Origin of the sequence: Tunturiibacter psychrotolerans (genome assembly GCF_051013365.1) — a bacterium.
In the GTDB taxonomy this organism is placed as follows: Bacteria; Acidobacteriota; Terriglobia; order Terriglobales; family Acidobacteriaceae; genus Edaphobacter; species Edaphobacter psychrotolerans_A.
Window position 1 is genome coordinate 4,678,483 of the sequence record NZ_CP132941.1, and the last position, 24,531, is coordinate 4,703,013.

At 57.6% G+C, this 24,531-nt stretch carries 15 protein-coding genes and 1 tRNA gene; 9 read left to right on the top strand and 7 right to left on the bottom strand.

Going from position 1 to position 24,531, the window contains the following annotated elements; genetic code table 11:
• Window positions 1–202 precede the first annotated feature (202 nt).
• Window positions 203–715, bottom strand: a complete 513-nt coding sequence (locus tag RBB76_RS19715) for a beta-class carbonic anhydrase (RefSeq protein WP_429629408.1) — start codon at window positions 713–715, stop codon at window positions 203–205.
• Between the two features lie 484 nt (window positions 716–1,199).
• Window positions 1,200–2,054 (bottom strand): enoyl-CoA hydratase/isomerase family protein, encoded by an 855-nt coding sequence (locus RBB76_RS19720; RefSeq protein WP_429629409.1) that lies wholly within the window; start codon window positions 2,052–2,054, stop codon window positions 1,200–1,202.
• Window positions 2,055–2,362: 308 nt separating this feature from the next.
• On the opposite strand from RBB76_RS19720, the gene RBB76_RS19725 reads away from it, so the two are divergent.
• Both RBB76_RS19725 and RBB76_RS19730 read left to right on the top strand, forming a co-directional pair.
• Window positions 2,363–3,007, top strand: coding sequence for an RNA polymerase sigma factor (locus RBB76_RS19725; RefSeq protein ID WP_429629410.1), 645 nt, complete (start codon window positions 2,363–2,365; stop codon window positions 3,005–3,007).
• An 84-nt stretch (window positions 3,008–3,091) separates the two neighbouring features.
• A complete protein-coding gene (locus tag RBB76_RS19730; RefSeq protein ID WP_429629411.1) occupies window positions 3,092–3,616 on the top strand; it encodes a PEP-CTERM sorting domain-containing protein in 525 nt (174 codons plus the stop codon).
• 189 nt (window positions 3,617–3,805) lie between these two features.
• Here RBB76_RS19730 and RBB76_RS19735 read toward each other — a convergent pair.
• Window positions 3,806–3,881 (bottom strand) — tRNA-Lys (locus RBB76_RS19735).
• 437 nt (window positions 3,882–4,318) lie between these two features.
• On the opposite strand from RBB76_RS19735, the gene RBB76_RS19740 reads away from it, so the two are divergent.
• The 4 genes from RBB76_RS19740 to RBB76_RS19755 all read left to right on the top strand — a co-directional run bounded on the left by RBB76_RS19740 (window position 4,319) and on the right by RBB76_RS19755 (window position 15,589).
• Entirely contained in the window at window positions 4,319–6,625 is a 2,307-nt protein-coding gene (locus RBB76_RS19740) for a cellulose synthase operon protein YhjQ/BcsQ (RefSeq protein WP_429629412.1), read from the top strand.
• Entirely contained in the window at window positions 6,622–11,301 is a 4,680-nt protein-coding gene (gene bcsA, locus RBB76_RS19745) for a UDP-forming cellulose synthase catalytic subunit (protein ID WP_429629413.1), read from the top strand. Before RBB76_RS19740 ends, bcsA begins: the two co-directional genes overlap by 4 nt.
• A gap of 184 nt (window positions 11,302–11,485) precedes the next feature.
• Complete coding sequence (locus RBB76_RS19750; RefSeq protein WP_429629414.1) at window positions 11,486–13,489, top strand: DUF3857 domain-containing transglutaminase family protein; 2,004 nt, start codon at window positions 11,486–11,488, stop codon at window positions 13,487–13,489.
• A 69-nt stretch (window positions 13,490–13,558) separates the two neighbouring features.
• Window positions 13,559–15,589 (top strand): DUF3857 domain-containing protein, encoded by a 2,031-nt coding sequence (locus tag RBB76_RS19755; protein WP_429629415.1) that lies wholly within the window; start codon window positions 13,559–13,561, stop codon window positions 15,587–15,589.
• Window positions 15,590–15,610: 21 nt separating this feature from the next.
• Here RBB76_RS19755 and RBB76_RS19760 read toward each other — a convergent pair whose 3' ends face one another.
• Window positions 15,611–17,188, bottom strand: coding sequence for a hypothetical protein (locus RBB76_RS19760; RefSeq protein ID WP_429629416.1), 1,578 nt, complete (start codon window positions 17,186–17,188; stop codon window positions 15,611–15,613).
• A gap of 348 nt (window positions 17,189–17,536) precedes the next feature.
• Here RBB76_RS19760 and RBB76_RS19765 point away from each other — a divergent pair, with 348 nt between their 5' ends.
• The 3 genes from RBB76_RS19765 to RBB76_RS19775 all read left to right on the top strand — a co-directional run bounded on the left by RBB76_RS19765 (window position 17,537) and on the right by RBB76_RS19775 (window position 21,206).
• Window positions 17,537–17,782, top strand: a complete 246-nt coding sequence (locus RBB76_RS19765) for a hypothetical protein (protein WP_429629417.1) — start codon at window positions 17,537–17,539, stop codon at window positions 17,780–17,782.
• 153 nt (window positions 17,783–17,935) lie between these two features.
• Complete coding sequence (locus RBB76_RS19770; RefSeq protein WP_429629418.1) at window positions 17,936–18,955, top strand: lysylphosphatidylglycerol synthase transmembrane domain-containing protein; 1,020 nt, start codon at window positions 17,936–17,938, stop codon at window positions 18,953–18,955.
• Window positions 18,956–19,190: 235 nt separating this feature from the next.
• A complete protein-coding gene (locus tag RBB76_RS19775) occupies window positions 19,191–21,206 on the top strand; it encodes an arginine--tRNA ligase (protein ID WP_429629419.1) in 2,016 nt (671 codons plus the stop codon).
• A gap of 15 nt (window positions 21,207–21,221) precedes the next feature.
• Here the strand turns inward: RBB76_RS19775 and RBB76_RS19780 are convergent, their stop codons facing one another.
• From RBB76_RS19780 to smpB, 3 genes are all read right to left on the bottom strand, one after another.
• Window positions 21,222–22,145 (bottom strand): hypothetical protein, encoded by a 924-nt coding sequence (locus RBB76_RS19780; RefSeq protein ID WP_429629420.1) that lies wholly within the window; start codon window positions 22,143–22,145, stop codon window positions 21,222–21,224.
• Between the two features lie 44 nt (window positions 22,146–22,189).
• Window positions 22,190–23,746, bottom strand: coding sequence for a leucyl aminopeptidase (locus tag RBB76_RS19785; protein WP_429629421.1), 1,557 nt, complete (start codon window positions 23,744–23,746; stop codon window positions 22,190–22,192).
• Between the two features lie 63 nt (window positions 23,747–23,809).
• Window positions 23,810–24,349, bottom strand: a complete 540-nt coding sequence (gene smpB, locus RBB76_RS19790; protein ID WP_429629422.1) for an SsrA-binding protein SmpB — start codon at window positions 24,347–24,349, stop codon at window positions 23,810–23,812.
• Window positions 24,350–24,531 lie beyond the last annotated feature (182 nt).

Genomic DNA, 24,531 nt, shown 5'->3' on the forward strand with positions numbered 1-24,531 from the left:
ATCATTCATTGAGTTTCTCCTTCGATTCATCTTTGATCCAGGAGCACACGAAAAGCGTCAACAGAATTTCCTGGCCCTCTGTCTTCACTCCGATCACTGGCAACTCCATTACGCCACAAGAGCGACGATGAATCTATTGGACGAACGTCTCGGTCAAAACCACGGTGCACGGTGGCGTATGGGCGAACTTCCACCTAGCCGACTACTTGTCGTCCTTGGCCGTTACTTCTTTCAGTTCGCCCGTTGATAAATCAAAAACAAATCCACGAATCACGACGTCCGCGGGAATCCATGGGTGCGACCGAAGTTTCAGTACCTGCTTTTGCGTCGCTAAATTTACGTCGGTATAGAAATGGAATCTGTCGGGAGCAACTGCCCACACGCCGCATTGTGTGTGAAGGTGCTTCTCGAAAGATTCCTCCGTAAACATTTCCATTCCGCAGCCAGTATGCCCGATGATCATGACCTCTCGCACACCCAGAACGTGAATGGAGAACATGAGAGACCGGACAACGTCTTCTGTCGCTGCCGTCCCGACGTTCCGAATTACATCCGCATCGGCGGGTTTGATCTCTAGCCATTCGAGTAGTTGATTCACGCGCGGGTCCATACACGTGAGGATTGCAACCTTCGGAGCTGGCTTGTTTGCCAGCGAAGGATCATGGTGCTGCGCATTCTTGTGGTTTACCGCAATTGCGTGTTCGATCAGGCTCATTGGATTCTCCTAAAATCGTGTTGCAAGTCCGGAATCGGTTGCAACCGTGCGTGGTTGGTGTTGTTCATGCGGATCGAACCTTCTCGTTCGGACCTGCAGTCTGTTGTTAAAGTCGAAGATGGGGTTTCAAAATCACTAATCGTGTTTTCGGCGGCCTCGAACAGTCTCACGATCGTTGCTCGCAACGCCGATCTGTTGATTAAGCCAGAGGACTGTCGTTGCAACCATCAGACGAAGGTATCGGTCGATACTTTCGTCTGATAGGGAACAACTTGATACAGACGTCGACTGCTCCGAACGCGAGGGAGCATACGCACATCCTTATTGAGATATGTCACAATATCCATTTGTCGGGACTCGTGTTGGATCGATTCAGGCTTTCTGCACCGTCGAAAAGCAGGAAAGAATCGTCTGAACTCAGCTGAAAACGCACCAATGAAGTCAGAGCACCTTTCTAACTTTCATAGGGGTGCGCTGCCTGCTTTTACGAAATGTCCATCGTGCTGCCTAGCGTTCCAACATGGTATCCAAGCCGGCTTTCAACGTCTCCCGGCTTGTGAAAACCCTGTTCAAACAGCAAACGAAGCCTTGCTTGCGCGGCAGGCCGTCCCAAGGAGGCGATAAAAGCATCCCACTCTGGAACGATCTCGGCGTCAGGAGGCAGGCTGTTCAAGTCAACTAAACGCTTCGTCTCTGCGATCGCCCGCCGGTCGAAGGACGCGATCCGTCTCGCGAAAGAGTCGACAAAATCATCCAGCTGACTATCAGGTATCGAACGATTGACATAGCCGTACAACTCGGCGAGATCGCCGTTGATATCGTCCGCTCCTAAAAGCACTTCCAACGCCCTTCCTCGGCCCATCAACCGTGGAAGACGAGCCATCGGGCCGCCGCCGGGGACCAACGCTGCTCCGACCTCCCATTGGGAAAGAACTGCTTTTTCACGGCTGGCAAATCGCATATCACATGCTAGTGCGAGTTCGCTGCCAACACCGGTCGCACGGCCACGAATCGATGCAATCGATACGACAGATGCACGACTAAGCCTGGCAAGCATGTCAGGCAATGCCCGCAAGCCGGTTCGTCCCACCGGGAATTTCGCAGACTCTTCGGGCTTTGCCAAAAAGTCATAGTGAGTGAGGAAGAACCCTTCCACCGCACTATCAAAGACCACCACTTTGACTCGCTCATCAGACTCGAGCAAACCTACAATCTCTTCAAGCTGTGGAATATTCGCGGGGCCAAAGATATTTAAAGGTGGGATGTCGAGCGTCACCCTCAAATATGCATTAGAGATCCGAACTAACCGTATTTGTCCATCGTTGTGGGCGTCGCTCATCTTGCCTCCTGTTTCTTCTCCTATTAACCAGACCGAGAAGATCGAAAGCAATTGGACGTTGGTATCGCTAAGACGTTGGCGTATTTGCAAACAGCTAGCGGCTGATACGAAGGTATCGACGACACCATCGTCTAATAGATTCGCCTTTACAGTTCTGGCTTAATCGCAGAAATGATGCGCATCCCAGCTAAACGAAGACGAGAACCAACTCTCCGCCGTCGCCGATTCTGTAATTAATTGGAATCGTGAATCACGATGAGAGAAGACGACGTTGGACGAGAGCTGCCTCAATAACGATTGGAGGAACAATGGCTCTTTCAGGTGAATACGGCACTCCGGTGGCAGTCCCTTCCACATCGAACAACAACAGGAGTGGAGTCCTTGACCACATCGCCCCGGATAACCATCAGCACTTGATCCTCGCTGCCCAATCGGGTTGCCGGACCGCATTTGATGAGCTATGGGATCTCTACTCACGCCGAGTCTACAGAACTACTTTAGGCATCACAAAGAACGAGCAAGACGCCGAAGATGCACTTCAGGACTCCTTTCTTCGTGCATTCCTGGCTATTGAGAGCTTTGAAGGCCGAGCGAGCTTCTATACCTGGTTAACTCGCATTGCGATTAACTCGGCGTTGGGCATCCTGCGCAAGCGACGCTGCCGACCGGAAACCTCACTCAATTCAACTTCTCAACAAGAGGAAGAGAACATTCCTGACGAACTAAGAGACTTTGCTCCGAATCCTGAACAAATCTTCGAACAACAACAGCGACACGCAAAGCTCACCCAGGCGATACGCAAACTCCCCGCCAGCCTCCGGGAGGCCGTTCAAACGCGCATTGCGGGAGACTGCTCGGCCAAGGAAGTTGCCCATCAGCTCAACATCTCTGAGGCTGCTGCTAAGTCGCGGCTTGCTCGGGCAGGTACCAGGCTCGGCTTGCTGATCACTTAAAAAGGTGGCCTTTGATATTAGTTGGATTTTTATGGTCCAGTGGTATCGTTTGTGTGTCCGCAAATCTCTGTCGTGAGGTCGCTCATGCGCTTTCACACCTCTTCGGTCCTTCTATCCGCCTTATTGCTGTCGCTACCGATATCAGTTGCCTACGGTGATACCTTCGCGTTCACGCCAGCAGGTGGAACGACATTGACGTTCGCGTTAAACGACTCTCTTCTTAACGAATTTATTGCCCCAAGCTATGGGATAGCTTTTGGTCCGGTCGTCATTGACAATCATACGGACGAAATCATTTTCTATAATCCGGCATACCTGGTATCAATTGGCGCTGGGCCGATTGACTTCGCAATTGATTATGACATTGACATCCCAAGCAAAACCGGAGTCGTTTACTACGACGGAATTCAACTTTATTCCGGCAGCGAAACATCTCCAGTGTTCACCCCGGGAACCTATCACTTGGATAACAGCGTCTTCGAACCTAATGGTCCCGGCACGCTTGTAATCGATGGATCCCCTGTGCCTGAACCTTCGACGCTGGTCCTATTGGGCATCGGTCTCTTAGGTTGTTTTGAGGTAATCCGACGTAAAACTGTCTGCGCCTAGTCGGCTCCGGCCTCTGTTAGAGAAGGCCACACCTACCGCATAGCGATCCAAATAGATAAAGCCACCTAAACAAGTGGCTATCTCTTTGCTCAAGGAACCACAAAAGTATCCCTTTTGTATCTGCAGACAGACGCTGAGGTGTAACCGATTATGTTGGGCGGTCTGTAAGTGCTGTATTTGGGGGATTTATGGTGAGAGCGCTGGGGCTCGAACCCAGGACCAACGCCTTAAAAGGGCGATGCTCTACCAACTGAGCTACGCTCTCAAACCACACTACCAAGTTAGCACATTTGGCGAGTTGAAGATTGACGCCAACCATCGACAAAGCAAGCTCTTACATCTCTCCCCATTGCGTCGAACGAAGAGACAACTACACCCGGAACATTGTTTCTAACCCCTCCTCACAAAGTCCACTGATACCCTGCAGTCAGTTGCGCCTTATTCTGATCGAACCCAGTGAGTTTCGTTATGGGAAGACCGTCGTATTCCTTCATGTTTAGCCTCGATTAATGCAGAAAACCCGCGCCCCTATTGGCTTCTCACACTTAAGTCGCACAACGGTTTCATTGACTTGGGGTATTACCCACAGTAGCCTCAGGCTATTGCATAGCAACAGGTGCAATTATCTCCATTGAGCTGGCAGCGAACCGGCGCAGCTCAAACTAAACGAACCGGGCTTCACAACACATAGGACCAAGAGCTATGGACTCTCACGGCACCGACAAGATCACCGACAAGATCGATGATCTGCCAGTAACCGAAACACCTGAAGATGTGGCAGTACTTTATTCCTGGGCAAATCTTCACGGAGCGAAGTATCGCGACTTCTCCGCATCACGTCGCGAGTACCGCGCGCAGTTGAGACAACGTGCTGCTGAGCAGGTAAAAGAACAGGCTCTCCTCGCTCAAGCCGAGGCGGAAGACGCCGCCACATCCGCAGAAATCGTGGCTCGTCACGCGACAAAAGCCGCGCTCAATCCCCAAACCGATGACTCCGACTCCACCAGGCGGCGAGCTCTGCGCGAGGCCGAAGAGGCCGCCCGGACAGCTTCAGCCGAACGACTCGAAGCCGCGCGAAGAGCCGAGGTTGCTGCATTGGCCGAAGCAACGTCCCGCCGGGAAGAACGTGAGATCGCGGAGGCACACGCCTCCGCCCAGCGCCAGGCCGCTAGGTATGCAGACTCGGAGATTCGTCGCAAAGCCGCTGGTGGAGCTCCCGAGATTCCAGGCCGAATCTCGGACCCCTACGTTCCCCATGCCCAGCCCGCAAATGCAAGCCAAGCCTCAGACGCCACCGTCCGCCAACCCGCTGCTTCGACACAGGAATCGCCGATGAGCAATGATCGAGCCGAGCCCGAGCCCAGGGTCTCCGCACAAAATATGACCCCACGCCGCCCCCAGGGCTATCGCCCCGACGAGGCATCCGGCGTCCGCCAGATTTATCGCGGCCCAGATGACTCTCAAGCCGAGTACACTACTTTTGATCCGCTCAGACATTTGATTCCAACACAAAGCCGAACCGCGCCTGCACCTCCTTTATCCCAGGATATGAAGCCGATCTCCGAACAGCCCGCTGCTCAGCCCCTTTCGCCGTCAAGCGAAGGTTCGACTGAACTCACAGGGCAACGTCGGGGGGATCCGCGAGCGGAGGTCCGAACTAGTCAGACTGAACCACCCTCTGCATCATCCACGACGGACTCCGAATCTCCAGCTTCGACCTCCAAAGATCGCTCGAAGTCCACGTCCGATGCGCCCCTCGATTCGACCCGGGAATCGTCACCGGCAACCCTCGCTCCCCCCCGGCTGTCCGGTGCCTTTCGGTCCGCACCGCCCCTCTCTTCAAACCCTGCAAGACCCGTCTCACCGTTCTCGCAAGCGCTGGTACCTTCCGACTCCAGCCGCGGTCGCCGCGCCCAGGATGACTTCGACTATCAACAGCCACACAATCAGCCTGAAATACCGCGTCGCAACCCGACGGAGTCGTCACCCGAGCCGGGCCCCCTAGCCTCTGCGCGGCCCGCGTTCCAGTCGGATCCAGCCGGTCCTGCGTGGCTCTACTCTCCGCCCGCTCAGCCTGCCTCGGCAAAGCCGCTCACGCCTCCTTCTCCACTACCTTCTCAGTCCTCCGTAGCCGATACTCTTCAACACTCCAGAGAGCGCGTCGCCGCCCGGTGGTACGCACTCAAGGGCGTGTTCGAGCAGCCCGGTCAGGACCAGCAGGAAGCCGCGCCCGTACGTCAGAAAGAAACCCGCACCCCTGTCCTGGCTGTCTTCTCTCTCGCCGGCGGAGTCGGCAAGACCAGCCTCGTTGCAACCGTAGGCCGCGCTCTCTCCTCCATGGGCGAGAAGGTTCTCCTCACCGACACCACCTCTCACGGCCTGTTGCCGTTCTACTTCGGTGCCAGCGAACTCCGCCATGGAACCGTCCGCACCTTCTCGCCCCCAAGCGGCAGCACCGATGCTCCCATCTACCTCGTCAGCTACGACGTCGACCACAAGACGACCAGCGATGACGCGCAGGAACTGCTCGCCGAGGACATCATCAACAACGGCCGCGGAGCCCACCGCATTCTGCTTGATCTCACCGTCGGTTCCAGCTGGATCGTCCGTCGCATGTCCCGCATGAGCCCCACCATTCTCGTCCCCGTCGCGCCCGACATGAACTCCGTCATTAGCCTCCAGACCGTCGAGAAATTCTTCAGCGGTGTCAACGACGGAGATGGCCGCCCACTGCAGCCCTTCTACGTGCTCAATCAGTTCGACACCTCGCTGCCGCTGCATCTCGACGTTCGTGAGGTCATGCGCCGGCAGTTGGGAGATCGCCTCCTACCCTTCGTGATTCGCCGCGCGCAGTCAGTCAGCGAAGCCCTCGCCGAGGGCATGACCGTAGTCGACTACGCGCCCGATGCACCTGTTGCCGAGGACTACCTGAACGTCGCCACCTGGCTCCGCACCGTTGCCGCGCCCGCCACCGCAGGCTTCCGCAACGTTCGTTGGAGCGAACGATGAGGGAGGCTCCTCTCTTCGATCAATTCCAATCAGGTGACGCACTCTTCTACAAGGCACTTCGCTTTCTCATCCTGTTCAGTGGAGTATTTTTACTAGCGTTCACCGGTATCCTGGAGCTTACCTGGCCCCAGCAGATTGTTCTGGGCATTTTCACCGTAGCCCTGGTCATCTGGGCCGATCGCTCCTCCGGCTCCTACCTCGTTACGCTGACGTTGATGCTCGCTTCGATGTTCTCCACCTTCCGTTACGGCTTCTGGAGAATCTCCACCACCATAAAATTCTTTCGTGACCCCGGCTCGACGTGGAGCATCCTCGACGGCTTCTTCATCTGCCTGCTGCTCTTCGCCGAGATCTACGCCTTCGTCGTCCTCTTTCTCGGTTACTTCCAGACGCTCTGGCCGCTACGCCGCACACCAGTCTCTCTACCCGACAACATCGACCAGTGGCCCGCCGTCGATCTCCTCATTCCCACCTACAACGAGCCCCTTAGCGTTGTGAAGTACACCGCCCTCGCTGCCATGAACATCGACTGGCCCGCCGACCGTCTCAACGTCTACCTGCTCGACGACGGCAGGCGAGAAGAGTTTCGCCAGTTCGCCGAAGAAGCCGCCATCGGTTACATGACCCGCGACGACAATGAGCACGCCAAGGCAGGCAACATCAACCACGCCCTGGCTCAACTCAATGCTCCCTACGTCGTCGTCTTCGATTGCGATCATGTCCCAACCCGAAGCTTTCTGCAGATCACCATGGGCTGGTTCCTGCGCGACAAAAAGCTCGGGATGCTGCAAACGCCACACCACTTCTACTCGCCCGATCCCTTCGAGCGCAATCTCAACCAGTTCCGTACGATCCCCAACGAAGGCGAGCTCTTCAACGGAATCGTCCAGGATGGCAACGACTTCTGGAACGCGACCTTCTTCTGCGGCTCCTGTGCTGTCCTGCGCCGCTCAGCCCTCGACGAGATTGGTGGCATCGCCGTCGAAACCGTCACCGAAGACGCGCACACCTCCCTCCGCATGCAGAGGAACGGCTGGAACACCGCTTACATCAACATCCCCCAGGCCGCCGGTCTCGCCACCGAGCGCCTCAGCGGCCACATCCGTCAGCGCATTCGCTGGGCACGTGGCATGGTCCAGATCCTGCGCACCGAAAATCCACTCTTCGCCCGCGGCCTCAGCGCAGCGCAACGTCTCTGCTACTTCAACGCAATGACGCACTTCCTCTACGCTCTGCCACGCCTCATCTTCCTTACCGCGCCGCTCGTCTATCTCATCTTCGGACACGTCAACCTACCTGGCTACTGGTTGCTCATCTTCGCCTACGCCCTCCCGCACCTGGTCCTCGCGAACATTGCCAACTCCCGTATTCAGGGCCAGCATCGCCACTCTTTTTGGAACCAGATCTACGAGACGGTCCTCGCGCCCTATATCTTTCTCCCCACCCTGTTCGCGTTCATCAATCCCAGGTTTGGCAACTTCGACGTGACCGCAAAAGGCGGCATCGTTACAAAAAGATTCTTCGACGCCCGCATGGCCCAGCCCTTCCTGTTCCTTATCGCGATCAACGCCTTCGGAATCCTCTGCGCCATACCTCGGTTCATCGAATTTCCCGGTGCAGGAACACCCTCTCCGTTGCATTTCATCGCCGACATGTACGACGGAGGCCATCCCGGCACCATCCTGATGAACCTCCTCTGGGCCTCCTTCAACATGGTGATTCTCGGCGTCGCCACCTCCGTCGCATGGGAGAGCCGCCAGCGCCGTCAGGCCGTCCGTCTTCCCATGTCGGTCCCCGCAGACGTCGAACTCGCCAATGGAACCATCGTCCGCGGCGTCACCAGCGACATGTCCAGCGGTGGTCTCATGGTCCGCATCGAGCGCGCCTTCACCGCCAACACCGGCGACTCCGTCAAACTCACCCTGCCGGTTCTCGACGGCAAAGCAACTCTGCCTGCCACGCTCGTCGGCATCGATGGCAATACACTCCGCGCCCAGTTCGACCCGCTCACCCTCCAGGAAGAAGAGGCTCTCACCATGGTCCTCTACTCCCGCGCCGACACCTGGCTCGGTTGGGGAGAAGCCCGCGAGGCTGACCAGCCACTCACCAGCTTCCGCCGCATCGTTCAACTCGCTGGCCAGGGCTTTCTCCGAACCTTTCGCAGCGGATCGAAGTCGAAGGAGACATCTCCGAACGGAAAGTTAACAACAAGCGTCGTGCCGCTTCTCGCATTGGCTGTCCTGTTCTGCTCTCCCGCTCTCTCGGCGCAGATTCACCCGATTCACTCCACACACTTGCTGCTACAGAACGACGCCGCTACACCGCCTCCCACCCAGGCCGCCCCTCCAGCTCAGGCTCCGCCACCAGCTCCTGCCGCGGCACCTACCCCCAGCACTCCAGCAGCCCAGACCCCACCTTCGACCGATAACTCGCAGTCACCCCAAACCCCGCCTGCAGCGAAGCCATTCCTCTCCTACAAGGCATACGCCGCTCGACTCGCCGCCGCTCAAGCAGCCGCCGCTCTACCACCCGACACATTCGACAACGTCATCCACCTCTCCGACCTGGGCGCGCCCCGAACCATCATCATGCAGGGCGTCGATGCCTTCAACACGCTTCACTTCTCCTTACCCCAGACTCAAGTCGCCAAGACCGCAACCCTGCATCTCCGCTACCACTTCTCTCCTGGCCTCATCCCGTCGCAAAGTCATCTCAAACTGAGCCTGAACGGAACCTACTTCGCGACGCTCTCCGCCGTGACCCACGACATCCCCCAGACACCCACGTCAGCCAAGCCGGTGCCTGACCCCGGCAACGACCTCCTCGAATCAACCATAACTCTCCCCGTCGATGCGCTCACCCACGACAACAAACTCACCATCGAGTTCGTAGGACACTACGCCGCGCAGTGCGAAGACCCATCCCACTCCACCCTCTGGGCCCACATCGATAACGACTCGACTCTCGAAGTCGCCGGATCGCTCACTCCTTTACACGACGATCTCAAGCTCCTCCCCGCACCCTTCTACGAGCCTCAGATCAACCATTCCGTCATTCCCATCGTCTTTCTCGGCCAGCCTTCGCAGAAAGCCCTTCAGGCGGCCGGCATCGTAGCCTCATGGTTCGGCATCCTGGCAGATTCACGCCCCATCCGCTTCCCAATCTCAATCGGCACCATACCCACCGGCAACGCCATCGTCATCGGCCAGAGTGGAGCCTCGTTCCCAGCAGCTCTCCAGATCAACTCCATCGCCGGCCCCACCATCGTCATGCGAACCAATCCATCGGATCCTTACTCGAAGGTTCTTGTCCTGACCGGCGAAACCGACGCCGACGTCCTCAATGCAGCTCTGGCACTCGTTCTCCAGCGCAATCTTCTCACCGGCGATCGCGTCCGCATTCCGGAAATCAAACTACCCGCCGCTCGCGAAGCCGATGACGCACCACGTTGGCTCAGCACCGACAGAAACATCCCCATCGGCGATCTCCTCCAAACCGCGAATCTTCAGACCGACGGCACCGATCCCATAGCCCTCTACCTTCGCCTTCCGCCCGACCTCTTCTACGGCACGCGGCAGAACCTGGGCTTTCACGTCGCCTACCGCTACAACGGCGTTCCTCTCTCCGACGACAGCTCGCTCCAGGTCTATCTCAACGATGCCTACGTCAACTCAACTCCGCTCTCGCACAACGACAAGCCCACTCCAGAGCGCATCGTTCCGTTCCCAGTCTCTGACCTGCGTCCGTTCTCGAACTCCGTCCTGTTGCGCTTCTTCTTCCAACTCGCCAGGAAGCCCGACTGCCCCGAAGTCGGCCTCACCAACCTTCAGGGCTCCATCCTCAAAGACTCCTACCTCGACCTCAAGGACATCCCTCACTTAGCCGTCCTGCCGAACCTTGAAATCTTCGCAAACGCAGGCTATCCCTTCACCCGCAAAGCCGACCTATCCGACACCGCAGTCGTCCTGCCCGACACCCCGAGCACCGACGAAATCGAGCTCTTCCTTACCCTCATGTCTCACTTCGGCGCGCAGACCGGCTATCCCGTCCTCAACGTCACCGTCACCAACCCCGAAGGCATGAAGCCCGACACCCACAAAGACTTCCTCGTCCTCGGCACCGTCGACGACCAGAACGCAATCAACCGCCTCAACCCTTCGCTCCCCGTCAGTGTCGATGGCAGCGGACTTCACATCCAGGACACCCAGGACTTCTTCACACAACTCCAGCACGCATGGTGGAAGGTCCGCAGCTCCGACCACGTCCAGTCCGGCCAGCTCGAAACCGCAGGCGGCATCCCAGATGCGCTCATCGAGGGAGTTGAATGGCCCAGCGGATCCAAGCAATCGGTCGTCGTCATAGCGCTCCGCGACAAAAGCGTCGTTTCGAACTTCCTCTCCACCTTCCTCCAGACCGCCCAGTCCTCCGACATCTCCCAATCCGTAAGCGTCCTCCACGGCTCGCACTTCTCCTCCTACCGCATTGGAAACGACGTCTACCGCGTCGGCTCGCTCTCCCTCTGGCTCCAACTCAACATGCTCTTCGCCGACTATCAGTGGCTCATGGTGATCTCCACCCTGGTCGTCTGCTTCCTTCTCGCCGTCATCCTTCGTTCCGCTCTTCGCCGACGTGCACGCGCCCGCCTGCAGGGAACCAGTTACACGCACTCTGCCTGACCCCTCACACTCCAAGACCCCAATGCTGAAGCGGGAATATCCCCCATTCGACGTACCGTGCCCACCTCTGAATTTCCTTGAACTGCCCGTCACTCCCACGTATAACTCTCAAACATACACAAATCCTGTCACGCAGCCGGAAGTCTGTCCTCCGATGATGGGGCCGATAGTGTATCGAACACCCATGAACCCACGAACGAATCCGCAAGCCGAGCAAGTGCGCACATCATCCCTGTATCTCTCAGTTACCCTTCTCCTGGTAAGCGCTCTACCCGCACTCGCCTCCAAACCCGACAGTGTTCCCGACTGGGTCCGCACCGCCGCGCAGCAGAAGCTTCCGCAGTACCCGCCCAACACCAACGCAGTAGTTCTTCTCGAAGACACCACCTACACAGTAGCCCCCGATGGCAGCGCCACCGAGCACTTTCGCAGCGTCGTCAAAATCCTGCGCCCGCAAGGCCGCAACGAGGGCATCATCGGCGTCCCTTTCGACAAGGACACCAAGATTCTCTCCATGCACGTATGGAGTATCGGCCCCGACGGCCACGAGTACGCCGTCAAAGACAACGAGATGGTCGAACTCGGCTACCCGAACCAGGGCAGTCTCTTTGAAGATCTCAAAATCAAAGCCGCCAACGCACCCGCCCGTGACCCCGGTGGCGTCGTAGCTTACGAGTACGAGCAGCGCACCCATCCCTACCTCACCGAAAAGACTTGGTTCTTCCAAAGCCAACTCCCTCGGCTCAACCAGAGCTTCACCCTCGAACTGCCTCCCGGCTTCACTCACGGCACCGTCTGGGCTCACAGCAAAGAGACCGCCGCTATCGACCTAGAACACCAACGCTGGCGTTGGGAGATGAAAGACACGCCCCCCATCGATCTCGATCAAGTCGAACTGCGCCCTTCAGAGTCGTCCCTTGAAGGTCGCATGACCGTCCACTACGCCGGACCGACCCTTCCTGCACCTACCGAAGGCACCTGGCAGAGCATCGGCGAGTGGTACCAGACCCTAGCAAAAGATCGCCTCACTGCCACACCCGAGATTGCCGCCAAAGCCAAAGAACTCGCCGGCGACAAAACCGATTTCTACGACAAGACGGAAGCCATCGCCGAGTTTGTTCAGAAGCAGGTCCGCTACTTCGTCATCGAGATGGGCATCGGCGGCTATCAACCGCACTACGCCGCCGACATCTTCCGTAACCGCTACGGCGACTGCAAAGACAAAGCTACCCTGCTCGTCTCAATGCTCTCCACCGTAGGGGTCCATGGCGCTCTTGTCATGGTTGACGATCGCCGCGGAGTCATCGATCCCGACGCACCTTCAATCGTCGGCGACCACATGATCGCGGCCATCGAAATCCCGAAGGGCTACAACTCGCCGAGGCTTCGCAGCGTAGTGACTTCAAAGTCCGGCCGCCGCTATCTCATCTTCGATCCCACTTGGGAGAAAACAGCCTTCGGACAACTAGCGCACAACCTCCAGGGTGGCTACGGCGTTCTGGTGGAAGGCCCAGATAGCCAGATCATCCACTTTCCCGTCCTCTCTCCCGATCTGAACACCGTCCGCCGCACCGCCACCTTCCAGCTGCAGCCAGACGGTTCTCTCAAAGGTACCGTAACCGAGAAGCGCTTCGGCGACCTCTCAGAACACCGCCGCGACCTCTACATTAGCGGAGACGCCAAAGAGCAGACGAAGTACCTCGACCATCTTCTCGGCCAGGACTTCACCACCTTCACCGTATCCGACTTCAAAGTGCAGAACGCGGAAGCCCTCAACAAAGACCTTACGACTTCCTACTCCATTACCGCCGACCGCTTCGGAAAACCCATGGGCCCTCTGCTCATGGTCCGTCCCCGCGTCCTCGGCAGCGATCAGCTCTACGCCGATCGCAGAGAGCGACAAAACATCCCCATCAACCTCAACGAGACCATGCAGGAGCAGGACGACTACACCATCGAACTTCCCACAGGCTATGTAGTCGACGAGATCCCCGAACCCGTCAAGCTCGACCTCGGCTTCGCCTCTTACGAAAGCTCCAGTGTCGTCAAAGACCACACCCTCCACTACACCCGCACCTACACCGTCCGCGAAGTCACTCTTCCCGCTGACAAATATCCCGATGTCCAGCAGCTTTCCGGCGTTATAGCAGCCGACGAACAGAGCAAAGCGGTCCTCAAAAAACAGTAAGCCAGTTCAACAAGACCCACAAAGAAACCTCAGCTCCCGCACAAGATGCAATCGAACAAGGAATAAACCATGAACCAAACGTCACGCTGTCGTCTTTTCTGCTTCTCTCTTTTCTCTGCCTTGGCTCTCTTCACTACACCTCTCACCCGCGCTCAATGGACCGTCCCCACCGCGGAAGAGCTCTCGATGACTTCGCAACCCGAGGTCCCTGGAGCTCCTGCCGTCTATCTCTTCCGCGAAGAGACCACCGAAGACAAGCTGCACATGTTCAGCACCTACGTCCGGCTCAAAGTCCTCACCGAACGTGGCAAAGAGAACGCCAACGTCGAGCTCGATTACATGCACTACAGTGAAGGTAGTTCCATCATCATCGACAACATCGAAGGTAGAACCATCCATCCCGATGGAACCATCATCCCCTTCACCGGCAAACCCTACGACAAACTCGTCCAAAAGACTCAAGGCTTACGGGTGATGTCCAAGGTCTTCACCCTGCCCGACGTCGAGGTGGGCAGCATCATCGAATACCGTTACAAGCTTCGGCTCGACGACAACTGGTTCATGGCGCCGAAGTGGTTCATCCAGTCCCCCCTATACACCCGCAAGGCCCACTACACTTGGAGGCCTACCGACAAGCAATTGATCTCCAACGAAGACGACGGTGCACCTTCTACCTCCATCTCCTGGACCAAAATCCTTCCTGCCGGCGCGCAACTGAAACAGACCCAACTTCCAGCAACAGGCTTATCAGGTGGTCAGTACATCTTCGATCTCGACGTGCATGATGTCCCCCCTGCTCCCGAAGAGGACTACATGCCACCCATCTCCAGCTTCACCTACCGTGTCCTCTTCTACTACTCCGCCTATCGCTCCCCGGATGACTTTTGGAAGAACGCAGGCAAGCACTGGGCGAAGCTTCAAGACAAGTTCATCGGGCCGGGCCCTGCAGTATCCGCCGCCGTTCGCGATCTCGTCCTCCCGACGGACACGCAGGATCAGAAGCTTCGCAAGATCTACGCTGCTGTGATGAGGCTCGATAACACCAACTACACCCGCGAACACTCCACCGCAGAAGAGAAGTCGCAGGGCCTCAAAGAAGTTCGTAACACAGACGACATCTGGACCCGCAAGCGCGGCAACAACGACCAGATCACCGATCTGTTCGTCGCCATGGCGCGCGCAGCCGGCATGAAGGCGTATGTCGGCGTAGTCACAAACCGCGACCGAAGCCTCTTCTACCGCGCCTACCTCAGCATGTCGCAGCTCGACGACGACATCGCCATCGTCAATGTAGACGGCAAAGACGAGTTCTTCGACCCAGGCTCCCGCTACTGTCCCTACCAGCATCTCGAGTGGAAGCACAGCCAGACCAGCGGGCTTCGTCAGGTCGACGGCGGAACCGGTTCGCTCGAAACTCCCGGCGAGCCCTACACCTATTCAAAGATCCTCCGCATAGCCGACCTAACCATGGACGAGCATGGCGAAGTCTCCGGCATCGTCAAGATGACCTACGTGGGCTCTCCGGCTCTTCAATGGCGACAGCGCGCCCTCATCGGCGACGACGAAAGTCTGAAACGCGAACTCCGCAACCACGTCGAAAGCCTCATGCCTGCTGGTGCCGACATCAAGGTCACCTCCATCGACAAGCTCGAAGACTATGACCAGCCCCTCGTCGTGAACCTTCAGTTCAAAGGCGCGATCGGCTCCGCAACCGGCAAGCGCTTGCTCGTTCCTGCAGACCTCTTCGAAGCCAATACGAAACCCACTTTCCCGCATGAAAAACGAGATATACCTGTCTACTTCTCCTATGCTCTCATCAATCAGGATGCTGTCCGCATCAAGTTCCCACCTAGCTTCTCCATCGAATCTCTTCCCGCCAGCGACAAGATGAGCTTTCAGAAGTTTGCTGTCTATTCTCTGAACTCCGAGTCCACTCCGAACAGCTTCACCATCCGTCGCGACTACTTCCTGGGAGAGATCTACTACAAGACCGAAGAGTATCCCGAGCTTCGCGGGTTCTACTCAAAAATGGAGAACAAAGATCAGGAAACCGTCATCCTCACTACCACTGCCAACAAAGCAACCCCGGCAGGGAACTGAAGCCTGTGGCCGCCTGTCTCCTCAAGGCAGGCGGCACACCTTGACCTCATCATTTTCGTAAGCGCAACCAAACCCCGTCGCAGCCTTCCGCTCCAAAACCACCCACGTCGCACCAATCGACTTCAACGCAGCAAATCGTCCGGCATCGAACTCCCTTCCAAGTCCTGTCTGCAGCGAAATTCCCTGCGACCACTCCTCCGTGAGTGCGGGCTTGTTCGAAGCGGTTCCACCATCCTTCGAGTAATCCGGCAGAGAACTTCGCTCCGCAATCGCGCGAAAACCTTGTGCATCTTCGCCGTCAAGAACCGCGTAGTTCGCGTCCATCGCAAACACCGCATCCTTCGGCGTGTTCTTTCTTATCCAGAGAAACGCCTTCTCCCAGCGATTCCCTCCATCTCCTGCGTTCCAGGTCAGCGAGTCCGGAAGTTCAAGATGCTTCGAAGCGGGGAATGTCGCACGGTTGACCAGCAGTGTCACAACAGCCAGCATAGAAAACGCTGCCACGCCACGCCACGCCGGGCGTCGCAACATTCGTTCCCCTAACGCCGCTCCTACAAACAGAATCATCACCACATAGACCAGTTGAAAGTTACGCAAAGGCTGCAGCCGTGCCACCTGGTGCACCGCCGCACCTTCCCGTGCAAACAGCGCCGCCACCACAATCGCCGTCACTCCGGACGCTATCGCAACACGTGCCAGGCCAACCCGTGCCGCATCGACGCCACGCCCTCGTCCCAGGGCCACCACCCCGAGAATCATCAGCGGTGCCGCCAGCCCAATCCACTCGTACCAATGCCATTGGCTAAGAAACCAGTAACTCCGCGTCAGCATCACCCTCTGATACTCCGCGCTCTCCACCGGCGACGCCAACTGGACCCCCGCCGCTACTACCACCGCAGTCAACCCAAGCCCCACGGTCCCCCACACCCGCACCAGCCGATTCGTCGACAGCACCGCCCACAGCAGCAGCACCGACCCCATTGCATAAGCACCCATCAGAGGATGCATCAGCCCTGCCCCAACCAACGCTCCGCAACAAAGCGCTAACCCTCGCCGCCGCTCTCCCTGCTCTCCTTCCATCTCAAAACGAGGCAACAAAAACTGTAACGCTCCCACCAGCGCCAGCAGCGCACAAGGAGTCGAAATACTTCGCGCCGTCACATACGGATCCATCAGCATCAGCGACGTTCCCGCAATTGGAATCGTCAGCCACACCGCCAGCAGTGCCACCGCCCCGCCTCTCGCCTCGCGCGACGTATAGCAGCGGCTCGCCAGCACCCACGCAGCAAACAACGTCACCCAGAAGCTCGTCAAATGAACCAGCAGCAGCACCACCTCCAGGCTCAAGTGCGATTCGCGTACCAGTCCAGCCATCAGCGACGCAAACACGGAGTACCGCAGGTGCCCCACCACAAACTCTGCCCCAAACGAATACAACCCCGGATCGAGCAGCCGCTTTATCTCGGGAAGATAAATGCCGCCATCTTCGGCATAGGGATGGTAGCCATGGATCAGGAACGCAAAAAACGTCAGCGCAGTCACCAGCGCAGTCGCAAAACTTCGCTCCCGTCGGTACTGCTCAAGTTCGAGCTCTACCAAAGAGAGCTGTGATCCTATTGATGTAGCCAAATACCTATTGCTCCCAACGCGGTTTTCATCCGCCGTATGCTTTCCGTCTTAAGTGCCTGCGACTCTAAAACACAGACAAACGCAGTCTGTTTCGAGGTTAAATGCCACACAACTCCCGAACCAGGAACAGCACGCAGAGTTAGACGTCTGAATACCGATTGAGCCTACATCCTTCTCTAAATTAAAGAAGAAATCGCACGAGCCAGCATTCTAAGAGCCCTCTCATCTCATTGTGCCGTGAGTTGGTCCTCCGATTGCCCTATAAGGCCACAGTTGGTCAAACGAAACGAAGGGAACAATTCAAAGAAGGAGAACGACATGCACATCCACGGCAATCCAATCAGTCAGATGGCCCCTGCTTCCACGCAATCCACCCTGCAGGCAATGGAAGCAAGGAAAGCCGCCGCCGAAGTGCGTCGAAAGCTCACCAGCTTCGCCGCCAGCGATGACGGTGATATAGTCTCCCGCGTCGAAACTCAAGCCGAAGCCGACCCTCAAAGCAGAAAAAATCCACAGCAGGACGAAGAGGCCTTCCGCAGCGTCTTCTTGTCCGTCTCCGTTTAGCCTGTTAGTCCACCAACCCGCTTGATGCTTGCAACGATGTAAGAAATCGGCAACATACTGACGATACAATCGAAGCTGCATGCTTCATCGTCCCTTTTACCCTCTGGTCTCTCGCGAAACGACACATCGCCTGCTGTCCACCCGGTTGCCCGCATGAGCGCCGCCGCCAATAGCCGCAATCTGCTGAAGACCATCCCCGGCCTATTAATCAGCGCCTTCTTCCTCTGGTACACCTTCCACAACATCCATCTTGACGAGTTCCGCGCTCTCCGTGCCGCTCATCCTTTATGGATCCTGGGAGTCCTCGGCTTCACTCTCGCCAGCTACACCCTGCGTTGCGTTCGCTGGAGCCAGATGATGCCGCGCAACGGTCGTTCCCTCCGCGACCACTTCGCCGTCTGCGCCCGCGTTCTCATGACTTCGCTCGCCGCCAACAACATCCTGCCTCTCCGCATCGGCGACATCATGCGCATCTTCACCTACGCCGACGACCTCCGCACCTCCCCCTCCATCATCCTCAGCACTGTCATCCTCGAAAAGCTCCTCGACATCTTCGTCCTCGTGCTCATGTTCGTCGCAACTGTAGGCAACATCGCTACGCCGCACCTCCGCCTCATTGCAAACATCTCGCTCGCCGTCTCAGCCATCGGCCTGCTCATCCTTCTCGTGGCGGCACGCAGCCTGCAGTCTCCGGTGCAACGCCTCTTCGCCCGCTTTCCTGGCGGCCCGCTGTTGAAAAGAATCGAACACTGGATCACGCTCGCGCTTGACGCTACAGGCCGCCTCGGTGTCACCGGCTCCCTCCTTCTTCTTCTTCAGTCGGTCATTATCTGGACCTGCGAGGGAATGATCTTCCTCTCCGCCCTCCGTCTCCTGGGCCTATCGGTCGACGACATCGCTGCATGGCTCTCCGTCTCCTTCGCCAACCTCTCCTACCTCATCCCCAGCTCTCCCGGGGCCATCGGCCCCTTCGAGCTCGCCGTTAAGACCTCACTCGTAAATCACGGTGCCTCCATCTCTCAAGCTGCAGTGTTTGGCCTCGCCATCCACGTCTGGATGCTCCTCGCGGTCACCGGAGCGGGTGGCATTATCTTCCTCACTCACCGCATCCGCATCCACAACCACAAGCCTCTGCTCGAAGAGATCGAAGATCTACCCGTCGAAATGCCGTAGACGCAAGGGTCCTGCCGGACGGGTCTCCTGCGCGGTGGGCGGTCACTTCGTGACGTGCATACCGCTTCGCATGGCGCTCCCGTTGGTCGCGTGGGGTGATTGTGCCGACCAACGGGAGGAACCCGCGAAGCTCTAAAAAGGCGTGCGAACGCCCGCCTCACGCGCAGAGGGCCCGTCCGGCAGGACAGGCTTCTAGTAAACTGACACCATCTTCCAGAGTGGTGACCCCCAAAGCATGTATCGCACAATTCAGCAGTCCCTGTTGGCCCGAATCCAGGCCATCCTTCTCGCGAAGTACGACGTCACCCTGACCAATCTCGTCGTCGAACAGCCGCCCAGCATCACCCTCGGCGAACTAGCCCTTCCCGTCGCCTTCGAACTAGCCAAGCGCCTTCGCAAAGCCCCCCGCGCCATCGCCACCGAGCTCGCAGCCGAGCTCACCGCGGCCCTCCCCTCGCTGGAAGGCGTCGCCAGCGTAGAAGTAGCCGGCGCAGGCTACCTCAACGTTCGTCTCGACCGTGCCTCCACCGTCCGCCGCATCGCCGCCGACCAGCACGCCGACATCGGCGGTCCGGGCTTCCGCCTCGTCGAGCACACCAGCATCAACCCCAACAAAGCCGCCCACATCGGCCACCTCCGCAACGCCATCCTCGGCGACACCTTCCAGCGCCTCCTCCGCCCCGACCACTTCAAAACCGGCTACGAAGTAGGCGTACAAAATTACATCGACAACACCGGCGTCCAGGTCGCTGACGTAGTCGTAGGCCTCGTCTACCTCGAAGGCAAAACCCTCTCCAGCACCCGCGAACTCCTCACCGAACTCCTCGAAACCAATCAGCGTATCGACTTCTACTGTTGGGACCTCTACGCCCGCGTCTCTCAGTGGTACAACGCAGATCCCGATCATCTTGAAGCCCGCAAGCAGATCCGCCTCAACACCCTCCACGCGCTCGAGATGGGCAAAAACGACACAGCCGACATAGCCGATCTCATCTCAACCGCAGTCCTCCGCCGCCACCTCCAAACCATGCAGCGCCTCAACATCGAGTACGACTTCCTCCCCCGCGAAAGCGAAATCCTCTCCCTCCACTTCTGGGACGCGGCCCGCACGCTCATGCTCGAAAAAGGTGTCCTTTACCTCGAAACTGCCGGCAAAAACAAAGGCTGTTACGTCATGCGCCGCGCCGGCTCCGCAGAAGAGATCGCCGTCGAAGACTCCAGCCTCCCCGACGAGGACGCCAAGGTCATCGTCCGCTCCAATGGCACCGTCACCTACGTCGGCAAGGACATCGCCTACCACCTCTGGAAGTTCGGCCTCCTCCCCGGCAAGGACTTCGGCTATTTGAAGTTCCACCAGTATCCCAACCACTGTTGCTGGATCTCCGCCGTCCACGGCGAAACCCCGCACCCAAGCTTCGGCCACGCCGACGCCATCTACAACGTCATCGACTCCCGCCAGAACGACCCACAGAACAACGTCATCGCGGCCCTCCGCGGCATGGGCTACACCGACGCCGCCGACAACTACACTCACTTCAGTTACGAGATGGTCGCCCTCACCCCCCGCTGCGCCGTCGAACTCGGCTACACCATCAGCGAAGAAGATCAAAAAAAATCCTACATCGAAGTCAGCGGCCGCAAGGGCTTCGGCGTCAAAGCCGACGACCTCCTCGACCGCCTCATCGCCGCCGCAAAATCCGAAGTCGACACCCGCCACCCCGAGATCGAACCAGCCGAGCGCATGACAATCGCGACTCAAATCGCGGTCGGCGCTCTTCGCTACTTCATGCTCCGCTTCACCCGCAACACCGTCATCGCATTCGACTTCAAAGACGCCCTCAGCTTCGAAGGCGAAACCGGCCCTTACGTCCAGTACGCCATCGTCCGCGCGGCCAATATCTTCCGCAAAGCCAACACCACCGCAGCCACATCCCTCGCCGCCATCGCCACGCTCGACCTCTCCAACATCCTCGACACCGAAGAGGGAAGCAGCCTCTGGGAGACATGGCTGCTAGCCTCGAAACTCACGCTGTTGATCGAACAGTGCATCGCCACCGCCGAGCCCGCCTATCTAGCCAAGTACGCCTTCCAGCTAGCCCAGCAGTTCAACAACTTCTACCACCGCCATCACGTCCTCAACGAAACCGACCCCACCCGCAAATCCCTACTACTCGCCACCGCCGCAGTAGCCCAACGCGAGATGATCCGCGCCCTCGACTACCTCGGCATCGAAGCCCCACCCGTTATGTAGCCAGAATTCTCAGAATTAAAAAACAGTTGGGAGCCCATCTGCATGTTGTTGACGAAACCGCGATTCACAGAGAGGCTCCAAGATCTTCTCTTCGGACGTCACAGAAGGCAGTAAAAACCGGGTAGAACTGATAGCGCCATCAGAAAGCGTGTCCTGTCGAATCACTTTGTCGTACCCATAGTGAAAATCGACTGAAACAATCTCCTGTGGCAGGCCAACTGAAGGAAGCATCAGCTTGCGTGAACGAAGATAATCCTGCAAGTCGATGCGAGCTGGCATCCCGTATTGTTTCGCAAGCGCAGCAGGTTGTGTTGTCGAGCCCGGAAAGAGATAATCTCCTCCGCCGAGGAATGCGACCCGATCGCCACCCTTCGCTCCGCCTATCTGTAAACTTCCCATCTTCCCATCGGCCTCATAGTTGCCAGCGACGATTACATATTCCGGAGCGGTACGAAAGATCCTGATCAGGCTCACCGAGGTAAGCGGCGGCAAAGCTTCCGGTTCACGCGCTAGTTCGGCGGGAACTTCATCGATCCCATTGTTGTTTGCTCCAACCGAAACAGTGCTGTGACCACGCGCGAGAGGCGACGCATAGAAACAAGTCTTGGCGGAGTAGACAGTTCCATAGCTGCCTGTCAGGATCTTTTCAGCCTTCACCGTTCTGTCTAACACTTGATTATGGCCCGTCTCGAGATACAACAAGCGTTCGTGTCCGGACGGCTTCGTGTCAATGTGATCGACTGTGGTCAATCCTGTTGCGGTATAGAAGAAAAAGAAATAAGAACCCTCACCCGGGGCGCGAAGCGTGCGGTGTCCAACTGGGATCAGATGAAGATCGGAATCAATCTTCAACTCGGCCACATTGAAATTTGTCGGTCCGCGGGAGCACCCAATCAAAAGAAAAGCCAAAGCGAGCGCCGCGAATTCAATTTTCCCCACGACACGCATCATAGGTGAAAATATGATCGCCCGGTCTTTATTTCTTACCGTTCATATCCTCTTACCCACTCTAGAATCGACCGCACCGCAATCCCACTCGGACCATTCGCAAGCCACGGCTTATTCTCATCATTCCAGGCGCATCCAGCGATATCCAGATGCACCCACGGCGTCTCCCCCACAAACTCCTTCAAAAACATAGCCGCAGAAATCGCTCCGCCCCAACGATTCGCGCCGGTATTCCTCATATCCGCGATATGGCTCTTGATCTGATCCTTGTAATCATCGGTGCAGGGAAGCCGCCAGAACTTCTCGCCCGAGATCTTCGTGGCGTCCATAAACTTCTGCCACGTCGGCTCATCGTTCGAGAACAATCCCGCATTCACAATCCCCAGCGCCACCACACAAGCTCCAGTCAACGTCGCCGCATCAATCAGATGCGTGCAACCCAGCGTCTTCGCGTAATGCAATCCATCCGCCAGCACCAGCCTGCCCTCGGCGTCGGTATTGATCACCTCAATCGTCTTACCCGACATCGCCGTCACGACATCACCGGGCCGATACGCCTTTCCATCCGGCATATTCTCCGCCGAGCAAACAATTCCAATTACCTTCACCTTCGGCTTCAACTGTGCAATCGCCCGCATCGCGCCAATCATCGCCGCCGCCCCAGCCATGTCGTACTTCATCTTCTCCATGCCATCGCCAGGCTTGATCGAAATCCCGCCCGTATCGAACGTGATCCCTTTCCCCACCAGTCCCAGCACCGGCGCGTCTGCCGCAAGCGACTCGCCCTTAGCCAACTTCGGCTCATATGTCATCACAATCAAAGCCGGCGGCTGTTCCGAGCCCTGCGCCACCGCGGCAAACGCACCCATCTTCAACTCCTGCAGCTTCTCGGTCGAGTGCACCTCGCACTTCAGGCCCACCTCCGCACACATCGCCGCGGCGCGCTTCCCAAGCTCCGTCGGAGTCAAAACATTTCCCGGCTCATTCACCAGCGTTCGCGTAAAGTTCTGCGCCGCTGCAACAATCAATCCCACATCAAAGCCGTCCTGTATCTCCGCCCTCGTCGACTTCTCCGCTTCCTTCGCAATCACAGAAAGCGCTCGCACCGATCGGTCTTTCCGTTCACTCCGGTACGTATCCCAGTCAAGCTCCGCCACCTCCGCGCCTTCCACCAGAAGACGCGAAAGCAGCATGCAGGGTAGCGTCTCCAAATGTTCGTCATCCAATGCATGGTCTTCAGGAAACGCAATCGCCAGCTCTCTCACTCCAAGAGGTTTGGCTGCACGCACCGCTGCCCCAGCACCCTTCCGAATCTCATCGACCGACAGCGCCTTCGCCTTCCCCAGCCCCACCACCAGCAGCCGCTCCGCCTTCAACCCGTTCGGAGCATGCAGCAGCAACGTCTCGCCCACCGTCGCCTTGAACTCACCCGACGCCAACACCTTCGCCGCCGCATTCGCCACCGCATCGGTGGTCGTCAACAACGCCACCACTGGCTCCGCGTCTTGGCCGACAGCAATATCCACGGCAAACACCGCCAGCATTGGCGTCTGAAAACCGGCTGCATCCTGAAAAAATAGCTTCGTGTCCATGCGTCTATCGTAACCCGACTGCATGTTGATCATCTTGCAACTAACGCTACAACGAAAGTTGAGCTATCCTCGTCGACTCCGAGCGACCGCTGCCTTCGCCTCGTTATCCGCCTCGCGCTTGCGTTCGGTGGCGCGTTTGTCGTACTCCTGCTTGCCCTTGGCCAACGCAATCTCGCACTTCACCCGTCCGTTGCGAAAATAAAGCCGTGTCGGGATCAGCGTAAATCCCTTCTGCTTCGTCATACCTTCGAGCTTCCGCACTTCGTTCTTATGCAGCAGCAGCTTCCGGGTACGCAGCGAATCATGGTTCATTGCATTTCCATGAGAGAACGGTCCGATGTGAGCATTCAGCAGAAAACACTCGCCGTCCTTCAACAGCCCATAGGCGTCCTTCAGATTGGCCTTACCCTCGCGGATCGACTTCACCTCGGTCCCGCGCAGTGCCACCCCGGCCTCGAACTTATCCGTCAAAAAATAGTTAAAGCTCGCAGACCGGTTGAACGCAGCGTCTCTCTTACCCGCCGCCACCGGGTCGCGGTCTTTCTCCTTCACCACTGGCTTCGGTTGGTGAGCGGCTGTCGTGTTGGACATAGAGCGTGCCATGCAATCTCTTACTTTAACATGTCTGCAACTTTCGATTCATTTGCATCCCTCACCCGCCGAAGACCCACGCGTCTAACCTCAGTCCTCGTTCGTCAGTCATATTCATGAAGTCATGAGTCTCTAAATCTCTGCCACCGCGAGCCGTGCTTGAAAAAACGACCGTAGACATCACGGTTCCTACA